This window comes from Campylobacter sp. IFREMER_LSEM_CL2090, from assembly GCF_025771865.1.
GTDB classification, from domain to species: domain Bacteria; phylum Campylobacterota; class Campylobacteria; order Campylobacterales; family Campylobacteraceae; genus Campylobacter_D; species Campylobacter_D lari_D.
This window is the reverse complement of record NZ_JAKMRA010000004.1, coordinates 123,749-141,761: the sequence shown is the minus strand read 5'-3', so window position 1 is coordinate 141,761 and position 18,013 is coordinate 123,749. Positions and strand designations below refer to the sequence as shown.

Annotated in this window: 19 protein-coding genes; 12 read left to right on the top strand and 7 right to left on the bottom strand. The window is 29.3% G+C overall.

What is annotated here, in order from left to right:
- Window positions 1-167 precede the first annotated feature (167 nt).
- Genes ychF through rpiB form a run of 6 tightly spaced genes read right to left on the bottom strand, consistent with a single transcriptional unit; the run spans window position 168 to window position 4,610 of the window.
- Entirely contained in the window at window positions 168-1,268 is a 1,101-nt protein-coding gene (ychF, locus tag L8V85_RS03700) for a redox-regulated ATPase YchF (RefSeq protein ID WP_258109061.1), read from the bottom strand.
- The gene (locus L8V85_RS03695; RefSeq protein WP_263726227.1) at window positions 1,265-2,716 is read right to left on the bottom strand and encodes a leucyl aminopeptidase; all 1,452 of its coding nucleotides are present in this window, start codon (window positions 2,714-2,716) and stop codon (window positions 1,265-1,267) included. The genes ychF and L8V85_RS03695 overlap by 4 nt, the downstream gene beginning before the upstream one ends.
- On the bottom strand, window positions 2,713-3,306 hold the full coding sequence (locus L8V85_RS03690) for a DedA family protein (protein ID WP_133318967.1): 594 nt from the start codon (window positions 3,304-3,306) through the stop codon (window positions 2,713-2,715). Before L8V85_RS03690 ends, L8V85_RS03695 begins: the two co-directional genes overlap by 4 nt.
- 1 nt (window position 3,307) lies before the next feature.
- The gene (apt, locus tag L8V85_RS03685) at window positions 3,308-3,844 is read right to left on the bottom strand and encodes an adenine phosphoribosyltransferase (protein ID WP_263660353.1); all 537 of its coding nucleotides are present in this window, start codon (window positions 3,842-3,844) and stop codon (window positions 3,308-3,310) included.
- Window positions 3,844-4,176, bottom strand: coding sequence for a hypothetical protein (locus tag L8V85_RS03680; RefSeq protein ID WP_263737489.1), 333 nt, complete (start codon window positions 4,174-4,176; stop codon window positions 3,844-3,846). The genes apt and L8V85_RS03680 overlap by 1 nt, the downstream gene beginning before the upstream one ends.
- Window positions 4,173-4,610 carry a ribose 5-phosphate isomerase B gene (gene rpiB / locus L8V85_RS03675; protein ID WP_263660291.1) on the bottom strand — a complete coding sequence of 146 codons (438 nt, stop codon included), beginning with the start codon at window positions 4,608-4,610 and terminating at the stop codon, window positions 4,173-4,175. Before rpiB ends, L8V85_RS03680 begins: the two co-directional genes overlap by 4 nt.
- A 143-nt stretch (window positions 4,611-4,753) precedes the next feature.
- Between rpiB and L8V85_RS03670 the strand changes: the two genes are divergently transcribed.
- Both L8V85_RS03670 and L8V85_RS03665 read left to right on the top strand, forming a co-directional pair.
- The gene (locus L8V85_RS03670; protein ID WP_133318963.1) at window positions 4,754-5,305 is read left to right on the top strand and encodes a CheB methylesterase domain-containing protein; all 552 of its coding nucleotides are present in this window, start codon (window positions 4,754-4,756) and stop codon (window positions 5,303-5,305) included.
- Between the two features lie 11 nt (window positions 5,306-5,316).
- Entirely contained in the window at window positions 5,317-6,099 is a 783-nt protein-coding gene (locus tag L8V85_RS03665; protein ID WP_133318962.1) for a CheR family methyltransferase, read from the top strand.
- Here L8V85_RS03665 and L8V85_RS03660 read toward each other — a convergent pair.
- A complete protein-coding gene (locus L8V85_RS03660) occupies window positions 6,096-7,289 on the bottom strand; it encodes an MFS transporter (protein ID WP_263726225.1) in 1,194 nt (397 codons plus the stop codon). The genes L8V85_RS03665 and L8V85_RS03660 overlap by 4 nt on opposite strands.
- Window positions 7,290-7,394: 105 nt before the next feature.
- Here L8V85_RS03660 and L8V85_RS03655 point away from each other — a divergent pair, with 105 nt between their 5' ends.
- The 10 genes from L8V85_RS03655 to L8V85_RS03610 all read left to right on the top strand — a co-directional run bounded on the left by L8V85_RS03655 (window position 7,395) and on the right by L8V85_RS03610 (window position 18,010).
- A complete protein-coding gene (locus L8V85_RS03655) occupies window positions 7,395-8,441 on the top strand; it encodes a dehypoxanthine futalosine cyclase (RefSeq protein WP_263659621.1) in 1,047 nt (348 codons plus the stop codon).
- Window positions 8,441-9,661 carry a M16 family metallopeptidase gene (locus tag L8V85_RS03650; protein WP_263737488.1) on the top strand — a complete coding sequence of 407 codons (1,221 nt, stop codon included), beginning with the start codon at window positions 8,441-8,443 and terminating at the stop codon, window positions 9,659-9,661. The genes L8V85_RS03655 and L8V85_RS03650 overlap by 1 nt, the downstream gene beginning before the upstream one ends.
- Window positions 9,651-11,474, top strand: a complete 1,824-nt coding sequence (recG, locus tag L8V85_RS03645; protein WP_263737487.1) for an ATP-dependent DNA helicase RecG — start codon at window positions 9,651-9,653, stop codon at window positions 11,472-11,474. Before L8V85_RS03650 ends, recG begins: the two co-directional genes overlap by 11 nt.
- On the top strand, window positions 11,467-12,069 hold the full coding sequence (locus tag L8V85_RS03640; RefSeq protein ID WP_263737486.1) for a Crp/Fnr family transcriptional regulator: 603 nt from the start codon (window positions 11,467-11,469) through the stop codon (window positions 12,067-12,069). Before recG ends, L8V85_RS03640 begins: the two co-directional genes overlap by 8 nt.
- Before the next feature lie 44 nt (window positions 12,070-12,113).
- Window positions 12,114-12,761, top strand: a complete 648-nt coding sequence (locus L8V85_RS03635) for an amino acid ABC transporter permease (RefSeq protein ID WP_263737485.1) — start codon at window positions 12,114-12,116, stop codon at window positions 12,759-12,761.
- Window positions 12,754-13,413: an amino acid ABC transporter permease gene (locus L8V85_RS03630; protein WP_263662289.1), complete on the top strand. Its 660-nt coding sequence runs from the start codon at window positions 12,754-12,756 to the stop codon at window positions 13,411-13,413. The genes L8V85_RS03635 and L8V85_RS03630 overlap by 8 nt, the downstream gene beginning before the upstream one ends.
- Before the next feature lies 1 nt (window position 13,414).
- Window positions 13,415-14,152, top strand: a complete 738-nt coding sequence (locus L8V85_RS03625) for an amino acid ABC transporter ATP-binding protein (protein ID WP_263665990.1) — start codon at window positions 13,415-13,417, stop codon at window positions 14,150-14,152.
- A 108-nt stretch (window positions 14,153-14,260) separates the two neighbouring features.
- Entirely contained in the window at window positions 14,261-15,058 is a 798-nt protein-coding gene (locus tag L8V85_RS03620; protein WP_412175244.1) for a cysteine ABC transporter substrate-binding protein, read from the top strand.
- Window positions 15,059-15,060: 2 nt separating this feature from the next.
- Window positions 15,061-16,275, top strand: coding sequence for an MFS transporter (locus L8V85_RS03615; protein ID WP_263737482.1), 1,215 nt, complete (start codon window positions 15,061-15,063; stop codon window positions 16,273-16,275).
- Between the two features lie 328 nt (window positions 16,276-16,603).
- Window positions 16,604-18,010: a COG3400 family protein gene (locus L8V85_RS03610; RefSeq protein ID WP_263737481.1), complete on the top strand. Its 1,407-nt coding sequence runs from the start codon at window positions 16,604-16,606 to the stop codon at window positions 18,008-18,010.
- Window positions 18,011-18,013: the final 3 nt, after the last annotated feature.

The following is an 18,013-nucleotide window of genomic DNA, read 5'->3' as shown; positions in this document are numbered from 1 at the left end:
TGTAGGCTTACAAATACTTTATAATAAAGCTAATGAGTATTATATAAAGCTTGATGCAGCAAGAGCAGTTCATCAGTATAAATATGATGATGAACATAGAATGAAATTGTATTTAAGTGGAGGGGTGTATTTTTGAGATTGCAAGCTGTTTTAGCTTGCAATTGAAATTAAACATTAAATCTAAAATGCATTACATCGCCATCTTGTACGATATAATCTTTCCCTTCAAGGCGTAGTTTTCCTGCTTCTTTAGCACCACTTTCGCCTTTGCAAGCGATATAATCCTCATAAGAAATTACTTCAGCTTTGATAAAACCTTTTTCAAAGTCATTATGGATCACGCTTGCTGCTTTTGGTGCTTTCCAACCTCTTTGTATAGTCCATGATCTAACTTCTACTTGACCTGCTGTAAAATAGCTAATCAAGTTTAGCTTTGAAAATGCTGTGCGTATAACTACTTCAAGCCCGCTACTTTCTATACCTAAAGATTTTAAAAATTCATAATTTTCTTCATCGCTTAAAGCTATCATTTCTTCTTCTATTTTAGAGCAAAGTTTGATTACTTCATGGCCTGATTTTGCTGCAAATTCTTTAAGATCTTTTACAAATTCATTATCTTCTAAAAGCGAATTCTCATCTACATTTGCTCCATATATCACTTCTTTAGCTGAAAGCAATCTTAGTTCTTTTATAAGAGCATGATAGACTTCATTTTTATTAGCAAAAGAACTTGCACTGTTATTTTGATTTAAATGCTCTAAAAGCTCATTAGCTAAAGCTAAACTTTCTTTTGCGCCTTTTTCGTTAGCCTTTGCACCTTTAGTGAGTTTTTCTATTTTTTTACTAAGTTGCTCTATATCTGCTAGTATAAGTTCTGTTTCTATGATTTGCACATCACGCACAGGATCAACACTGCCCGCAACATGGGTGATATTTTCATCATCAAAACAACGCACAATATGTAAAATCATCTCTGTTTCGCGTATATTAGATAAAAATTTATTACCCAAACCCTCACCTTTGCTAGCTCCTGCTACTAAGCCTGCTATATCAACAAATTCTATATTTGAGCGTATAATTTTTTGTGGATTAACAATTTTTGCTAGTTCTTTTAAGCGATGATCAGGCACAGGTACCACTGCTTTGTTTGGTTCTATGGTGCAAAATGGATAGTTTGCACTTTCAGCATTTTGTGCTCTTGTTAGAGCGTTAAAAGTGGTAGATTTTCCAACATTTGGAAGTCCTACTATACCAACTGATAAACTCATTTTTGTTTCCTTGAAAGATAAAGTAAATATGAAAGGCACATTCTAACACCTGCTCCGGTTGCACCAAAATTATGATAACCCCAAGTCTTTTCTAAATAAGCTGGTCCTGCAATGTCTAAATGTAGCCATTTGTCTTTGTATTCTTCTCTAATGAAAGAATTTAAAAATAATCCCGCAGTAATGGCTCCACCATAACGACTTGAAGAGGTATTACTAACATCTGCTATGTTTGATTTTATAAGCTCTTTTAAGTGCGGATTAAAATGTAAAATAGTAGCTAAATCTCCACTTTTTTTACTTATTTTATAAAATTCATTTTGCAAATCTTCATTATTTCCCATGATGGCACTTGTGTATTCTCCAAGTCCTACTACGCAAGCTCCAGTTAAAGTAGCAAGATCTATTAATAAATCAGGTTTTAGATCTTGAGCAAGCGAAAGACAATCTGCTAAAACTAATCTTCCTTCTGCGTCGGTATTTCTAACCTCTATACTCACACCTTCTCTTGAAATAAGCACATCATCAGGCTTGTAAGCATTTCCACCTATCATGTTTTCAGTTGCGCCGATGATAGAATGAACTTCTATATCAAGGTTTAACTCGCTTGCACCTTTAATAATAGCCATTGCAGCCGCACCACCGCTTTTATCTGATTTCATCGTTAGCATGTAATCAGCAGGTTTTAAACTAAGTCCACCACTATCATAAGTTAGCCCTTTACCTACAAACACTACTTTCATTTTTGGATTTTGTGGTTTATAAGAAAGATGAATGAGTTTTGGGGGATGAATTGAAGCACGATTTACTGCTAAAAATGCTTGCATTTTTTCTTGCTCTAAGAAATCGCTTTCATAAATTTTACATGAAATATTAGAATTATTTTGGCTTAGTTCAAGCGCATCTTCGGCCATTTTAGCAGGAGTGTAAATTTGTGGGATTTCATTAACGATATTTTTTGCAAAATCACAAGCATTTGAAAAAATTTGACCATAGTTTATACCTATGCAAGCTTCTTCTAGGTTGTATGTTTTATTATTAATTTCATCTTTTGCAATGAAGATATTTTCTAATTTGCTTGGTGTTTTTTCTTTTTTGTATTTATTAAATTCATAAGCACCAAAAGTAAATCCTTGAATCATAGCATTAAAGCTATTTACTACACATTTTCCTATGACACTTTTTGTTTTTACGCTTTGAATTTCAAGTTTTTTTAAAGCTTTGTATGCATTTGCAAAAGCAAGCCTTATATCTTCATATTCTAAGCTTTTAAGTTCACTATAAAGAATTTTATTTTGCATATCTATGCAAATTCCTTCACCTTTATAGCTTGAAAGCTTGAAAAGTTCTTGACTTTGAGTGTATTTTTCTATTTTTTTATCTTGTATTAAAATGATTTCAAAATCAGCATTTATAGAGCCGATATTTTCTTCTATAAAATTAAAAGTCATTTGCGAGTCCTTCTTGTAAGTATTGATTTTTCTATTTGTTTCATTCCTAAAAATAAAGCTAATAAAAAGCCAGCAATAATTGGCACTGCAAAATACCAATGATTTCCAGCCCATTCTACTGCAAGCCAAATTTCTTTTCCAAAAAACCATGCAAGTAAAATAGTTATAGCAGCCCAAGCCCAAGCACTAATAAGATTAATAAACGCAAATTTTTTAGCACTATAGCGAGTTAATCCTATACTCATAGGTATAATAGTTCTAAAACCATACATATATCTTTGTATGAAGATAATAGGCCAACCAAAACGCTGTAAAAGTAAATGTGCTATGGCAAATTTACGCCTTTGGGTGCGAAGTTTTTTCTGAATGTATTTTTTGTTATATCTTCCTATATAAAAGTATATTTGATCGCCTACAAAGCCACCTAAGCCTGCTATAAAAATAATAAGTCCTAAATTTACATGGCCTTCATGTGCAAAAATACCTGCTAAAATAAGTGCAAGTTCTCCTTCAAGTATGCACCATAAAAACACAATAATATAAGCCCAATTTTTATAATCATACAAAAGTTGTTTTAAAAATTCTTCCATTTTATACCTCTAAAACACTATAAACAGAAGTTAATTTAGCTAATTCTTTAGCACCATCTAGATCTTTTAATTCTAGTAAAAAACAAGCTTCAACACATTTTGCATTGAGTTTTTCTATAAGTTTCACAGCAGCGATAGCTGTGCCACCCGTAGCGATAAGATCATCTATAAGTAAAACATTTGCTTTTTGATTATTAAAAGCATCGATATGAATTTCTATAGTATCACTGCCATATTCTAAACTATAAGATTCTTGTAAGCATTTTGAAGGTAGCTTTCCAGGTTTTCTTATGGGTACAAAAGGAAGTCTTAATCTAGCGCTCAAGGCAGCTCCAAAAATAAAACCTCTACTTTCTATACCAACGATATAATCAAGCTTTGTGTTTTGATATTTTTCAACTAAATGATCCATTAAAAACGCAAATGCTTCTTTGTTGTTTAATAAAGTAGTAATATCTCTAAAAACAATCCCTTCTTTTGGAAAGTCCTTAATAGCTCTAATGCTATCTAGTAAATATTTTTTATCTAGCTCTTTTATCATAATAATGCCTCTATTTTTGCTTCTAATTCTTTGATTCTTTGTCTTAGTTTTTCATTTTCAATACGATATTGTGAATTTCTTGTTCTAAGAGAGGTTAAATCTGCTTTGCTTTTGTTTAATTCTTCAGTTAAAATATCAATATTACCCAAACTTCTTTGAAGTTGTACTTGTAGTTTTCTAATAACAATTTCAGTATCATCAAGGTTGTTTTTTGTAAATTCTTTTGCCACTTTTTCTTTATGAAGCAGGGTTTTATAATAAAGTAGCATAATAGTCATATAAATACTAATACAAATTAATACAGTTAATACAAGCCAACTTAAGATCATAATCTTTCCTCTATTTTGCTAATTCTTGTGCAATGTCTTCCGCCGCTAAAAGAAGTGTTGATAAAATTTGAGATAATTTCAAAAGCCATATCAACCCCTATTAATCTAGCTCCTAGCGCTAAAACATTTGCGTCATTGTGTTCTCTTGAAAGTTTAGCACTTAAAGATTCATTACACAAAGCACAGCGTATATTTTTATGACGATTTGCTGCTATACTCATACCAATTCCTGATCCGCATACTAAAATTCCAAAACTTTTTTCATTTATTTTAGAGCTTAATAAATGTGCATAATCAGGATAATCACAACGATCCTCACTAAAAGGACCTAAGTCTTCAAAAGTAATATTTTTTTCTTGTAAAAATTTAGTAATTTCTTGCTTTAAAATAAAACCAGCATGATCACTTGCAATATAAATTTTTTCTCTTAACATTTAACATTCACTTTATCATTTTTGAAATTTAAAGTATTAATTTTATCATATTTAATTAAAATTTTTCTTTCTTATATATAATTATTTTTTTATGTTTTCAAATATTTATTTGATATAATAACAATAATTATTTAAGGTAAAAAATGAAGCTTATACTAATTGGTTCTTCAACAGGTGGCCCAAGCCAACTAAAGTTTTTACTAAATGATGTAGAATTGAAAGATTGTGCAGTAGTGATTGCTCAGCATATGAATCCTGCGTTTATTCCTTCTTTTGTAAATCAATTTAACAAAGAAGCATTAAGCGAGGTGATTATACCAAGTGATAAGGAAGTTTTGAAAAATAAAATTTATATTTGTCAAAGAAATATGATTTTAAGTGGCAACAATACCTTAACATTAAATACTACAGACGAAACTAGTAGTTTTAATCCAGGGATTGATGTGCTATTTAATTCTGCTGTTAATCTTTGCAAATATCATAAAATTTTAGCTTTGATTATGACAGGAATGGGCGATGATGGTGCTAAGTCTTTGTTTGAACTTTATAAAGCAGGAGTAAGGTGTTTGTGCGAAAATGAGGCAGATTCTATAGTATATGGTATGCCAAAAAAAGCTAGAGATACTAATCCAAATTTAAAACCTATGAGTTTAATAGAACTCAAAAAAGAAATAACAAATTTCATCAAATCGTAGGACAAAAAAAGATGATAAAGATTACAGAAAATGAAATGAATGATTTTGTAAAAATCGTAGAGCAAATAAGTGGAAATAACTTAAATGCGAAAAAGGATATATTATCTATTAAACTTCCTAAATTTTTACAAGAATTAGGCTTGAGCAGTCTTAGTGAATTAAATGAAAAAGTGCAGTTTCAAAGAAATTTAAAACAAGAAACTATGGATTTTATTACAGTTTGTGAGACTTATTTTTTTAGAGAATTAGAGCAATTAAAAGATGTGATTTTTTATATAAAATCTCTTGATCGCCCTGTAAATGTGCTTTGTGCTCCATGTTCAAGCGGCGAAGAAGTGTATTCTTTAGCTATTTTAGCAAGTGAGAATTTTGTTAAAGGTATGAATATAGTTGGTATAGATATTAATAAAAAAATGATAGATAAATGCAATGAAATGATTTATTCAGAGCGTTCAGTATCTAGATTAAACACTATGCAAAAAACGCGTTATTTTGATGTAAAAGATAGAATGTATCATCTTAAAAAAGAAACCCTAGCTTGCAGATGCCGTTTTGATCTTTGTAATGTCTTTGATGATTCTTTATTTAAATTTGGAAAATTTGATGTGATTTTTTCAAGAAATATGATGATATATTTTGATCAAGATTTTAAAATAAGACTTATGGAGCGTTTTTATAGGATATTGAATAAAGAAGGTAGAATTTACCCAGGAAAGTCAGATCTTGTGCCTGAAACAGCTTATTTTGAAAAAAACTTTTCAGCAGGTGGAGTTTATTATTCTAAGGTGGATTAATTATATTTTTTATTAAACCACCACCAATAAATTGCTGCAAAGATAAAACATACTCCCAAGCCAAAAGTAAAATGATTTAGTTTTATTCCATAAAATTCAAATAAATATCCTGTTGAAAAAGCAATAATTGCACTAAAGGTTAAATATACCATATCATTGTAGGCAATCACTCTGCCATAGTATCTTTTGTCGCAATCATTTTGCAAAAGTGTATAGGTATAGCTCCATAAAGACGAAGTGCAAAAACCAGCCATTACCAAGCCTACAAAAGCAAGATAAAAGTTAAATTGCAAGCAAGCCCAAAGCATTATACCCACACCTTGCGCTAAGTATAAATATACCAAAGTGTTTTTATTAATATAAGGACTAAGCACATAAGGGCCTATAAGTAAAGATATGGCTCTTATAGCATTAGAAAGCCCTATGGCTAGAGGTATAGAAATAACTTTTGCGTATTCATATTCTGCTAAAAGAGTGATTAAAACATCATAAGCAGTTATCCCTACAACCCCATGAAGTAAAATCAAATGAATGATTTTTTTATTATTAAATACATAAACTAAGCCTTCTTTGATTAATATAAAAAGATTATTTTGTGTGGTATTTTTTTCATTAGGTAAAATCAAAGTTTTGAGTATAAGCATAGCACAAAATAGCATTAAAGTATCAGCTATAAAGGCTGGCTTTACTCCAAAAAGATCTATAAAAAGCCCTGCTGCACCCATACCCAAAGCATATGATACAGCCCATATGATACTATGAAGCTCATTGCCTAGTTTTAATTCTTGTGGGGTTAAAATTTTAGGTAAAACTGACATTTCTGTTTGAAAATACATACTTGCAACCGCCATACGAACAAAGGTTAAAAAGTATAACAACCAAAGCATGGCTAAAGAATTTACAAAAATTAACATAAAAATAGAAATCATTTCAATACTAATCATTGTGAGTAATAAATTCTTAGGTTTAAATCTATCTACTATAACCCCATTTATAGGTGCAAGTATAATAGAAGGTAAAAAAACAAAAATAGCTGAAAAACCTATGATATTAGCAGGTGCACCGAGTTCTTTAGTTAAAAGGGTAAAAACACCTACTTGAGAAAACCACGCACCAAAATAACTTATAAATTGTACTATTGCTAAAAGGCGAAAAGTTTTATTATTTTTAAGTAAAGACCTATAAGTCATGAGTATCCTATGAATATATGAAATTAAAGGGCTTGATTATATCGTCTTTAAGATTATTTTACATTTAAATGTTATAATAATCCTTTTTTATAAAAAGGTTTAAGAATGAGTAGATTAAGTAAAAAAGAAGCGTTAAATTTGCTCCAAAATGCACCTTTATATGAACTAGGTGCAATGGCTTATGAGAGAAAATTAGAGCTTCATCCTGAAAAAATAACTACTTTTGTGGTAGATAGAAATATAAATTATACAAATATTTGCTGTATTGATTGTGATTTTTGTGCTTTTTGTAGAAAAGAAAAAGATGATGATTCCTATATTTTAAGATATGAAGAAATAGGGCAAAAAATAGAAGAATTACAAGCTATAGGCGGAACGCAAATTTTATTTCAAGGCGGGGTACATCCAAAACTTAAAATAGAATGGTATGAAGATTTGCTTTCTTATATAAAAACTAATTATCCAACGATTACCGTGCATGGTTTTTCAGCAGTAGAGATAGCTTATATAGCAAGAGTTTCTAAAATTTCTATAGAAGAGGTTTTAAAGAGATTACAAGTCAAAGGACTTTTTTCTATACCTGGAGCGGGTGCTGAAGTATTAAGCGATAGGGTAAGAGATGTTATAGCGCCACATAAATGCGACACGGCTACTTGGCTTAGGGTGCATGAGAGTGCGCATAATATAGGTATGAAAAGTACTGCTACAATGATGTTTGGTACGGTTGAAAATGATGAGGAAATCATCGAACATTTTGATCATTTAAGAAATTTACAAGATAAAACAAATGGCTTTAGAGCTTTTATTTTATGGTCGTTTCAAAGTGAAAATACTCCTTTGATCAAAAAACACCCTGAAATCATCAAGCAAAGCTCTAATAGATATTTAAGATTGCTAGCTTTGGCAAGATTATATTTGGATAATTTTAAAAATTTACAAAGTTCATGGGTAACGCAAGGCTCTTTAATAGGCCAACTTGCTTTAAAATTTGGTGCAAATGATTTAGGTTCAACTATGATGGAAGAAAATGTTGTAGCCGCAGCTGGTGCAAAATATAGAATGAATCAAGAACAAATGATAGAACTTATTAAAGATATAGGGGAATTACCTGCCAAACGCGATACAGCTTATAATATTTTAGAAAGGTTTTAATGCTAAATTTAGACTTTAATGAAACTAAAATAGACATAATATATGAGTATGAAAATGAGCTTCCTGTAGTATTTTTTAAGCTCATTTTTAAAAATAGTGGAAAAATAGCAGAAAAACACAATAGAGGTTGTGCAAGTATGCTTGCTAGGCTTTTAAATGAAGGAAGTAATGATGAGTTTTTTAAAAGCTTAGAATACCGTGCTATAGAGCTTTATGCTAAGGCTAGTTTTGAACATTTTCAAATTAGTATTAAATGCTTGAAAGAACATTTTGATTTTGCTTTAGAAAAATTACAAGAATTGTTTTTAAATGTGCGTTTTGAAGAAAAAATCTTACAAAGATTAAAAACTTTAGCTTTGGGTGAACTTGCAAGTTTAAATACTGATTATGATTATCAAGCAAAAAGACTTTTGAATAAGAATGTTTTTAAAGATGAAATTTTTGCTAGTGGTCTTGATGGGACTAAAGAAAGCATAGAAAAGATTAGTTTAAAAGAATTACAAGATTTTATGAGTGAAAATTTAGTACTTGATAATGCTTTATTTGTTTTTGGTGGAGATATTAAAGAAAATGAAGTAAAGATTAAAGTAGAAAAAATTTGCCAAATTCTAAAAAGAAATGTCCCAAATCAAAACAAAAGCTACAAGCTCGTTGATGAGAGTATAGAAGTAAGTGAGCAAAAAAGCACTGAGCAAGCTTATATATACTTTTGCTCTCCATTTAATATACAAATTAATGATGAGAAAATGTATTTAGCTAAACTTGCTTTGTTTATTTTAGGTCAAGGTGGTTTTGGTTCGCGTTTGATGGAAGAAGTGCGTGTAAAAAGAGGCTTGGCGTATTCAGCATATGCTATGCTTGATGTAAATTTAAATTATAGTAGAGTTTTTGGGTATTTGCAAACTAAAAATGAAAGTTCTAATGAGGCTAAAGCTTTAGTTAAGGAAGTTTTTGAAAACTTTGTCCAAAATGGAGTCAATGAAAAAGAATTTCAACTAGCTAAACAATTTTTAGTAGGATCTATGCCTTTAAGGTATGAAAACTTGGCTAAAAGACTAGATATAATGCTAAATGAATATTTGCATGGTTTAAAACTTGGAAATTTAAAAGAAGAAATGCAAAAGATTAAAAACACTAATTTAGATGAGTTAAATGACTTCATCAAAGCACATAGTGAAATTACCAAAGTGAGTTTTGCAAGCATAGAAAATGAAAGTTGAAGAAAAGGACTTAAAACTACTTCATGCTTTAGGGGTTAAAAATTGTATCGATTTGGCTTTGATTTTACCTAAAAAATTTGATGATTTTAGAATTTCAAAGTTTCCAAAAGATACATTTTGCACTCAAAATGTAAAAATTATTAGCACACAAAATCATCACTCCCAGCTTTTTATACTTTGTGAGTGTTTAGAATGGGGTATAAAAGCAAATATAGTAATTTTTCATCCTAATAAATGGCATTTTAAAATTTTTAAACATAATGCTTTGGTTTGTATCCATGCAAAGATGAATTTTTTTAATGGAATTTGTCAGTTTATAAACCCAAAAATAGTAAAAAACATAGGTCAAATAATCCCTAAATACCAAATTAGCTCTATTAAAGATGAAAGCATCAAAAAGCTTATTTTAAAATATGTCAATGAAGCTAACTTAAAAGCGCTAAATTTAGAACAAAAATATATCAATTTACTTTTGAATTTACACAATTATGATGATTTAACTCTTTATGAAAATTTTAACGCCATAGTTAAAGATTTAAAATATATAGAAATTTTTAATCATTTAAGGCGTTTAAAGGGTAAAAAAATATCACAAAATGCTTATAAAATAGAACTTTTTGATATAAGCTCTTGGCTTAAGGGTTTAGAATTTAACCCTACAAATGATCAGCTTTTAGCAATAGAAGATATTAAAAAAGATTTGCAAAATAAAGTCGCTAAAAGGCGTGTGGTGATGGGTGATGTGGGTTGTGGTAAGACTTTGGTCATACTTGCTGCAAGTTTGCTAGTATATCCTAAAAAGGCTATTTTAATGGCTCCAACTAGTATATTAGCAGAGCAAATTTATCATGAAGCAAAAAGACTTTTGCCTGATTTTGTTAATGTATTGCTTTTAAAGGGTGGTAAAAAAGATAAAGATTTAGCAAAATTAAAAGAACAAGCCCATTTTATCATAGGTACACATGCGCTCATTCATCAAGAAGAATTTGAAGCAGTTTTAGTGATGATAGATGAGCAACATCGCTTTGGCTCTAATCAAAGACAAAAAATAAGTGAGCTTAGTAAAAACTCTCAATATGCTCCACATATCGTGCAATTTTCTGCTACACCTATACCAAGAACACTTTCTATGATACAAAGTGAGCTTGTAAATTTTAGTTTTATTAAACAAATGCCTTTTAAAAAAGACATTAAAACTTTTTGCATACAAGATAAAGATTTTAAATATTTGCTTAAAAAAATCGATAATGAACTAGCTAAAAATCATCAAGTGATCATCATTTATCCTTTGGTAAATGAAAGTGAAAATATAGATTATTTATCGCTAGAACAAGCACAAGGGTATTGGATAAACAAATACAAAAATGTTTATGTGACTCATGGAAAAGATAAAAATAAAGATCAAATTTTGCAAGAATTTAGAGAAAAAGGCACGATTTTACTTTCTACGACCGTGGTTGAAGTGGGAATTTCTTTACCAAGACTAAGCGTGATTGTAGTTGTTGGGGCTGAAAGACTTGGGCTTGCTACCTTACATCAGCTTCGAGGTAGGGTAGGTAGAGTAGGACTTGAGAGTTTTTGTTATTTATATACTAAGCAAAAAGAAATTCCAAGTCGTTTGCTTGAATTTGCTAAAACTTTAGATGGGTTTAAAATAGCTGAGCTTGATTTAAAAAACAGGTTAAGTGGGGATTTGCTAGATGGTAGAGTGCAACATGGAAATCACTTTAAATTTTTTGATTTTGCAGATGATGAAGAGCTGGTTTTAAAAGCAAAAGAAAGTATTAAAAATATGGAAGAAAAAAATGGATAAACATTTTGAAATTTTGATTTCAAAGGGCGAAAAGAAGTATTTTAAGAAAGGAAATATTTTATTTTTTCAAGGTGAAAAAGCAAATAAAATTTACATTTTACTAAATGGAAAAGTGCGTATATATAAGGTGAATGCAAAAGGTTTTGAGCTAACACTACACACTCTAACTCCAGTAAATTTTATAGCTGAAATGCCTGTGTTTGAGGGTATTGATTACCCAGCCAATGCAATTTGTGAGCAAGATTGTGAAATTTGTGTTTTTGATTTTAATGAATTTAAAAAATTATGCTTAGAAAATGGAGAATTTAGTTTTTTACTTTTGACTTCTTTAATCGGTAAAATTCGAATTTTAGAAAATTTTATCAGACAAAAATCTTTGGATTTAAAGTCAAGATTAGTCAGCTTTTTACTAGAAAATGAAGAAAAGCTACAAAATTTAAAACAAAAAGAAATCGCTGTGATTTTAAATTTACCCCCAGAATCTTTGTCGCGTTTTTTAAAAGAATTAAAACAAAATGAGCTTATTTGCACAAATAAAGGTAAAATAGTAATTTTAAATAAAGAAAAAATGCAAAATTTAATTAAGTCTTTTTAAGTCTTATTTGTTACAATATTATATTTTAAAGTATGGATGGTTTCATGGATTTTGATTTTTTAGTCAAGTTTAGCCCTATGTTTATACAAGCTTCTTGGCTTACATTAAAACTTGCTATTTATGGGGTGTTTTTTTCATTTTTAGTAGGTTTATTTTGTGTGGGAGTGAGTTATTTTAAATTTTCCTTTTTAAACACAATTTGTAAAATTTATATAGAATTTTCAAGAAACACACCTTTGCTAATCCAACTTTTCTTTTTATATTATGCTTTACCTGAATTTGGAATTCAACTTAGCTCTTTTGCTTGTGCTGTGATAGGACTTAGTTTTTTAGGTGGTTCTTATATGGCTGAAAGTTTAAGAGCGGGTATGGAAGCGGTTAAAAAACAACAATATGAATCAGGACTTTCTTTGGGTTTGAGCAAATGGCAAAATTTCCGTTATATTATTATGCCTCAAGCTTTGGGTATAGCTATGCCAAGCATTAGTGCTAATATCATTTTTTTACTTAAAGAAACTTCAGTAGTAAGCATTATTGCTTTAGCAGATTTAGTATATGTGGCTAAAGATCTTATAGGGCTTTATTATAAAAGTAACGAAGCATTATTTGCTTTGGCGCTTTGTTATTTGATCTTGATTTTACCTTTATCTTTAGTGTTAAACCGTATAGAAAAAAGGTTAAATTATGTTTGAAATTTTAAATCAAGATACCTTTTTTAGACTAGCGCAAGGTTTAAAGGTTACTTTAGAGCTTTCATTGATTAGCGTTTTGATTTCACTCATAGGAGGAGTATTTTTTGGAATTTTAATGCATTCTAAAAACAAATTCCTTTATGTTTTTTGTCGTTTTATGCTTGAGTTTGTGCGTATTATGCCTTTGATTGTTTGGCTTTTTATAGTGCATTTTGGCTTGGCGAAATGGTTTGGATGGCATTTGAGTGCTTTGGGTTCAAGTATTATTGTTTTTAGTATTTGGGGTGTGTTTGAGATGATGGATTTGGTTAGATCATCTTTAGCAAGTATTCCAAAACATCAGTATGAGTCAGGACTTTCACTAGGTTTTAGTAAATTTGAAGTTTATCTTTTTATCATTATACCTTTATCTTTGAGAAGATTATTACCAATGAGTATTAATCTTTTCACAAGAATCATCAAAAGCACTTCAGTGATTTATCTAATCGGCGGTATAGAGCTTATTAAAGTAGGTCAACAAGTGATTGAGCTTAATTTATTTCAAAATTCTTATGCGGCTTTTGTGATTTATGGTTTGATTTTACTGATTTATTTTATACTTTGTTATCCTTTGTCAGTATATTCAAAGTTTTTAGAGAAAAAATGGAGCTAATATGAGCATTTTAAAAATACAAAATTTACAAAAATATTATGATGATCATCATGTTTTAAAAGATATTAATTTAGAAGTAAATCAAAAAGAAGTAGTAGTTATACTAGGTCCAAGTGGTTGTGGGAAATCTACACTTTTAAGATGTATTAATGGCCTAGAAGAAATGGCTGATGGAGCTATTTTAGTAGATGATGAGAAAATTGATAAAAATTATAAAAAATGGACTCAAATTCGTCAAAAAATAGGTATGGTGTTTCAATCTTATGAGCTTTTTGATCATTTAAATGTTGAGCAAAATATACTTTTAGGACCTTTAAAGGTGCAAAAAAGAAAAAAAGAAGAGATTTTAGAAGAAGCAAAATACTGGCTTGATAGAGTAGGACTTTTGCATAAAATAAAAGCTTATCCTAAAGAATTAAGCGGTGGACAAAAGCAACGCATAGCCATAGTTAGAAGTCTTTGTATGAACCCTGAAATCATGCTATTTGATGAAGTTACAGCAGCGCTTGATCCTGAAATCGTGCGTGAAGTTTTAGATGTGATTTTAAATTTGGCAAAAGATGGTATGACTATGCTTATAGTTACACATGAAATGGGTTTTGCAAGAGCAGTTGCTGATAAAATAGTTTTTATGGATGATGGTAAAATAGTAGAAATTTCAAATCCTGATGAATTTTTTGAAAATCCAAAGACAGATCGTGCGAAAAAATTTCTCAATTTGTTTGATTTTCATCGTTAATTTTATTTTTTTAAAATATTTATTTAAAAAAATAATATAAGGTTTAAAAATTTAAATTTTTAATCATAAGGATAAAACATGAAAAAAATTTTTCTTTTATCATTTTTGATGGCACTTTTTTTTAGTGCATGCTCAAATTCAAACTCTAATGAAAATTCCATAGAGAAAATCAAACAGCAAGGTGTAATCCGTATAGGTGTATTTGGCGATAAACCTCCATTTGGCTACCTAGATGCACAAGGGAAAAATCAAGGTTATGATGTATATTTTGCTAAACGCATAGCAAAAGAGCTTTTAGGAGATGAGTCTAAAGTGCAATTTGTACTTGTTGAAGCAGCAAATAGAGTAGAATTTTTAGAATCAAATAAAGTAGATTTAATCTTAGCAAATTTTACAAAAACCCCAGAAAGAGAAGCTGTGGTTGATTTTGCGTTACCTTATATGAAAGTTGCTCTTGGGGTGGTGGCTCCTAAAGGATCAGATATTGAAACTTTAGATGATTTAAAAAATAAAACTTTAATTTTAAATAAAGGCACAACAGCTGATGCGTATTTTACAAAAAATATGCCAGATATTAAAACGATTAAATTTGATCAAAATACAGAAACTTTTGCAGCTTTAATTGGTAAAAGAGGTGATGCGTTAAGTCATGATAATGCATTGCTTTTTGCTTGGGCTAAAGAAAATCCAAATTTTGAAGTAGTGATTAAAGAACTTGGAAATCATGATGTTATAGCTCCTGCTGTAAAAAAAGGTGACAAAGCTATGTTAAATTTTATCAATGATTTGATTTTAAAATTACAAAATGAACAATTTTTCCACAAAGCTTATGATGAAACTTTAAAGTCATTTTTTAGCGATGATATAAAAGCTGATGATGTAGTAATCGAAGGTGGCAAAATTTAATAATGCAAAAAGCTTTTAAAAATACCATCTATGCTTCCTTAGGTGGTATTTTAGAATTTTATGATTTTGTTTTATTTATCTTCTTTGCAAGTGTTTTTGCAAAAATTTTCTTTCCTCAAAATGATGATTTTTGGCCATTAATCTATACTTATGTAGCCTTTGGGGCAGGGTATTTAGCCAGACCTTTTGGTGCTGTTGTTTTAGCGCATTTTGCAGATATAAAAGGGCGTAAGAATGTTTTTTATATTAGCATGCTTTTAATGGTTGTACCAAGTTTTGTTTTGGCCTTTTTACCTACTTATGAAAGTATAGGGCTTTTGGCTACTTTTATGCTTTTTGTTATTAGGATAGCCCAAGGATTAGCCATAGGAGCTGAAGTTAGTGGTGCTTGGATTTTTGTGAGTGAATTTGTGAGTAAAAAAAGACTTGGTTTGGCACTTGGTTTTATTTCAGCGACTTTGACTTTAGGTTTATTGCTTGGAAATTTAGTGACTTTGACTATATATGCGTATTTTGATAAAGAAGAAGTAGAAAGCTTTGCTTGGAGAATTCCTTTTTTTATAGGAGGATTTTTTGGTATATTGGCTTTATTTTTACGCACGAAATTGAATGAAACACCAGCTTTTAAAAATATAAAAGCAAAAGAAAAAATTTTAAATTTCCCACTTTTGCAGGCTTTAAAAACACATAAAAAAAGTATGTTAATATGCGCTTTACTTACTGTGGTTTTAACAAGTGGGGTGGCTACTTTAATGATACTGCCACAATATTTTGAAAGCTTATTAGGAGTTAGCAAAACTACTGCTTTGTTATATCAAAATTTGGCCATAGTGATGATCATACTAGGAAGTTTAGCGCAAGGATATTTAGCAGATTTTTTAGGACATTTTAAAATTTGTTTGATTTTCACTTTACTTTTTGGAATTTTTGGCATTAGTTTTAGCTTTTATAATGAGTGGTTTTTGTTATTTTATTTGCTTGCTTGTTTTGCACAAGGTATTATAGCTTTTGCTCCTATTTTTATGACTCAAATTTTTACCACAGAGTTAAGATCGAGCGGTCTTTCTTTTGCTTATAATATTTCTTATGCGATTTTGGGTTTTATAACCCCTTTTATTGTTAATTTTGTATATAAGGAGTATTTTTATATTTATATTATTTTTATAATTATTGCTAGTTTGCTAAGTTGTTTTTTAAATAAATTTTTTATTAAATAATTATATATATTAATATTTATTTTATGGATAATACTATTATATATACTACAAAATTTTGTGATAATTTTATCCAAAAAATATATTATACAGTTTTTTTTAAGTAGATTTTAATTGACATGTGAGGAATATTTATTATATCTCTTTAACTTTAAAATCCTTTTATAAGCTAAATAAGTATCCATCATTAAGATTTTTACTGAATGAAAAATAATAATTTTTGTTAATTTAAAAGATATATTAAGTAGTGGAATATATTTTGAAAAAACAAAAACTTTAAAATATAAACTATAACTTTGCTATAATTATACTTTATATTTTAGAGGTGTGAATGAATAAGATTTTATTACTAGCTGATGGACCTTTTGCGAAAGATTTTTTAAAGAAAATTTATAATAACAAAACCTTCAAAGAGTCTTTGAGTGTTGTGTATTATAATGATGATAGCGTAGACTTAGACTTAGAGAATGAACAAATTTCTTTTTTTAAATTTGATCCTACGAGTTTGATTAAGCTAGAAAATTTATTAAAAGAAAATTTTCATCAAGCTATTATTTATATGCAAGAAGAAGCAGATACATTAGCTTGCTATAAAAATTTAAGAAAATTACATCCAAGATTAAATATAGTTATTATGGATTTGTGGAATAGTCAAATTGATGATAATTTTTGTGAGGTAATTAATATTTATGATACTTTAAGTACAAGATTGACAGGTTGTTTGGATAATATGCCTTCAATGGCACAATTTATAGGGCTTGGACAAGGTGAGATTATGGAGGTTAAAATTCCTGCAGGGTCAAGCTTTGCTTATAGACACATAAGCTCTATTAGCCAAAAACGCTTTAAAATCGTAATGGTTTATAGAAATAATGAATTTATTCTGGCAAGACCTGGGCTTATTTTAATGCCAAATGATAGCATTTTAATCGTAGGTGATCCTAAAGTTTTGCAAAGTGTTTTTACTAATGTTAAAACAAGCTTAGGACGCTTTCCATCACCTTTTGGAGATAATATACTTTGTATTATAGATATGAAAAAAATGAGTGAGTTTGCTATAGAAAAGCTTATTTTTGCAAGCTTGCTTTTGCATGTAAGAATCAATAGCAAAAAACTTTATTTTAAGGTGATTAATCCTACTTTAACTCCTATGTATTATAAACTTAAATCCTTGCATAAAAATAGCACTGAAGTGATATTTGACTTTGAAAGCACAAATATAAAAAACATTAAACCTTTTGTGGAAAATACTAGCATAGGTTTGCTAGTGGTGGAGGATTATCTTTTTGAAAAAGAAAAAAGTTTTCTTTTTACTTTAAAACTTCCTGTATTAAAAGCAGGTAAAGGGGATTTTGCAGATTTAAAATCTTCTGTAGTTTTAAGTTCAAATTTTGAAGATGTAGAGGGTATTGCTTCTATTATGCTTGATTTTAACAAGCAAATTCAACTAGGCCTTGCCTTGTATTACTATGCTTTAAAATTAAATAAAGCCGAAATTTTTGAATATCATCAGTATTTTGAAAGCCTTTCAAAACTTCATGATGAAAAATTACTTTTGATAGAAGAAAAAGAACATAATCCTATCAATAAATTTTCTTACAAACAAAATATATTGCATTTTATACCATTTAATGAAAAAATTTTAGGAAACAATTTCAATAAAATTTTAAAAACGGATTTAAATACGATATATTATAAGATGAATAAAAATTATCAATTGTTTATACCATCATTGTGAGAA